The organism is Rhodococcus sp. 05-2254-5 (genome assembly GCF_002258575.1).
GTDB lineage: Bacteria > Actinomycetota > Actinomycetes > Mycobacteriales > Mycobacteriaceae > Rhodococcoides > Rhodococcoides fascians.
In genome coordinates, this window is record NZ_NOZG01000017.1 from 1 (window position 1) to 2,535 (window position 2,535).

Below are 2,535 nucleotides of genomic sequence, written 5' to 3' on the forward strand. Positions count from 1 at the left end.
CCGCAAACCGGAATCCAACACAAACAACGCATCACCCGGCACCGGCGTACCGATAGGAGCTCCATGACCAGGCTTCATGGGCGCACTCATAGAGGCGTAGAACGTCTCTGTCTCCCCGTAGCCATTGATCATTTCTCGGCCTGAAGCCCACCGATCGACAAGTTCGGGCGAGCATGCCTCACCCCCCACAAAAATGGTCCTTACTTGATCTATTCCCTCGGGCGAGAGCATCTCGAGTGCGGACGGGGTCTGGTTGACGGTGGTGACCTGCTCGTCTACCAGGATTCGGTGAAAGTCCGTTGCGGAGCGGGCGGCATGCTCAGGGATGATCACCAAGCGGCCGCCGTGCAGCAGAGCGCCCCACATCTCCCACACCGACACATCGAACGAGTACGAATGGAACATCGACCACACCTGATCTGGGGAATGTTTGAAAGCATGTTCCGAAGCTGCGTAGGTCTGGGTGACGTTCGTTTGTGTGATGCCGACGCCTTTGGGTGTGCCTGTCGTTCCTGAGGTGTAGATGATGTACGCGAGGAGGTCAGCATTCGGCACCGGCAACGTCGTCGTCGGCTGTTCAGCGACCTTGGGATCCTCGACATCTATCAGTGGGACCCCGGACTTACTGACGCGACCAGCGAGGCTCACCGTGGTCAAAATCGCGGCCGGCGCAGCGTCTTGTAGAACGAATGCCAGGCGCTCGTCAGGGGTGTTGATGTCGATCGGCAAGTAAGCAGAACCCAGCTTCAGCACCGAAAGTATGGCTATCACAGTGTGTTCCGAACGTGGCAGCAACAGTGCAACAACGTCCTCTACTCCCACCCCACGCCCAGCCAACAAATGAGCCAACTGCGTCGATGTGTCGTCCAACTCCTGATACGTCCACGACCGACCCTCGAACACCACCGCTATGACGTCCGGCCGCACCCTCACCTGCTCGGCGAACAACTCCGGAATCGCGGGGTCCACGATCGATTCATTTAGCACTGACCGCGCTCCGAGGGCGTCCAGCTGCGTCAGTTCTCTCTCGTCAAGCAAGTCGATTGACGCCACCGAGCGGTCCGTGCCGGCGAGCATCGTCGTGAGCACCCGCTGCCAGCGGGTAACAAGTTGTTTTACAGTTTCGGCGTCATAGACGTCGGTGCGGTACTCGACCAGACCCCCAATGCCTATGGGACGGCCGGAGTTGTCGAACCGCTCACGCAGGCTGAAAGTCAAGTCCATTCGAGCGGTCAAGGTGTCCGTGCGCTGCGGGGAAATGTCGAGACCTGGCAGAGACAGATCGGGCAGGGTGACGTTTTGCCAGGCGAACAGGATTTGGATCAACGGATGGTGAGCCTGCGTACGGACCGGATTGAGGCGCTCGACAAGCGCATCGAACGGCACATCTTGGTTCGCGAACGCGTCCAGGCTCCGCTCCCGTACCTCCTCCAACAAATCACCGAAGTTCATCTCGGCTGAAACCCGCGTACGCAACACCAGCGTGTTGACGAAAAACCCGACCATGCCGTCAAACTCGGTTCGCCCCCGCCCCGCCGTCGGCACCCCGAACGCCACATCCGCGCTCCCGCTCAAACGCGCCAACAGCACCGAAAGCGCCGCCGACATCACCATGAACGTCGTCGCATTGCGTTCCCGCGCCACAACCCGCACGAGTTCCTGCAGTTCGGCGGGCCATTCGACGACGACTTGGCCGCCCTGATGGTTGGCGACGGCGGGGTAAGGCCGGTCCGTGGGAAGCTCCAGCAGTCCCGCGTATCCAGCGAGGTTCCGCTCCCAGAAAACTGTTTGTCGACCAGATCGGGTATTAGGATCGTCGGCCTCGCCGAGGAGCTTGTGCTGCCAGATTGTGAAGTCGGCGTACTGAACGGGCAACGGCTCCCAGCCTGGCTCCGTCCGGGTGGTGCGGGCCTGATATGCGGTAGTCAGGTCGCGAACCAGCGGCGAGAGAGATGATCCGTCGGCGGCGATGTGGTGCATTGCCAGGGCCAGATGGTGTTCCGTGGTCGAGACTGCGAAAAGCCTTGCACGAAAGGGAATCTCGGTTTCTAAGTCGAAGGCGTGGCGGGTGACAATACCGACCGCCTCATCCAACTGTTGATCGGTCCAGTTGGTGGCGTCGATGACTTTGCAGGCGACAAGCCCTTCAGAGGCATCGAGAATGCACTGCTCGGGCACGCCAGCCGTAGCGGGAAACACTGTGCGAACACTCTCGTGCCGGGCTACGACATCGGCAACCGCCAGGGTCAGCGCGTCGACGTCGAGTAGACCGATTAGGCGTAGTACCAGAGGGATGTTGTATGTCGCCGATGGTCCCTCTAGCTGATGGATGAACCACAACCGACGCTGGGCGAACGACAGCGGCAACTGGGCCGGACGCGCATATGGCTCCCAGATTTGCCTGGTGCCCGACTGTCCTCCACCCACCACACGAGCCAGGCCCGCTACGGTGGGGGCTTCCATGAGTGCACGGACGCTGATTTCACAGTCGAAGGTTTCCTGCACGGCGGCTACGACACGCATCGCAGAGAGCGA

At 60.7% G+C, this 2,535-nt stretch carries 1 protein-coding gene; it reads right to left on the minus strand.

Annotated elements, in window-relative coordinates:
* Positions 1–2,523 (minus strand): non-ribosomal peptide synthetase (locus CH278_RS11025; protein ID WP_254924357.1); only part of this gene is annotated, 2,523 nt, incomplete at its 3' end.
* Positions 2,524–2,535: the final 12 nt, after the last annotated feature.